Origin of the sequence: Staphylococcus sp. HMSC035D11 (assembly GCF_001836075.1) — a bacterium.
In the GTDB taxonomy this organism is placed as follows: Bacteria; Bacillota; Bacilli; order Staphylococcales; family Staphylococcaceae; genus Staphylococcus; species Staphylococcus hominis.
The window spans coordinates 1-242 of record NZ_KV827227.1 but is presented as its reverse complement, the minus strand read 5'-3'; the positions used below and the strand labels follow the sequence as shown (position 1 = coordinate 242).

Sequence of the window (242 nt, the reverse complement as noted above, 5' to 3'; positions counted from 1 at the left end):
ATAAAGAAGAGATTCCGTATGAAACAAAACGTAAATTTAATCCAGATTTAGCACCTGGTACAGAAGAAGTCGTACAAAAAGGTGAAAATGGAGAAAAAACAATTACAACACCAACAACGAAAAATCCATTAACAGGAGAAAAAGTAGGCGAAGGTGAACCAACAGAAGAAATCACAAAAGAACCAATTGATGAAATAATTGAGTATGGTCCAGACGCAGATTCAGATGCAGACGCTGACTCA

Annotated in this window: 1 protein-coding gene; it reads left to right on the top strand. The window is 36.4% G+C overall.

Annotated features, from left to right (window positions below):
• Nucleotides 1-242 (top strand): G5 domain-containing protein (locus tag HMPREF2647_RS03290; protein ID WP_176746905.1); only part of this gene is annotated, 242 nt, incomplete at both ends.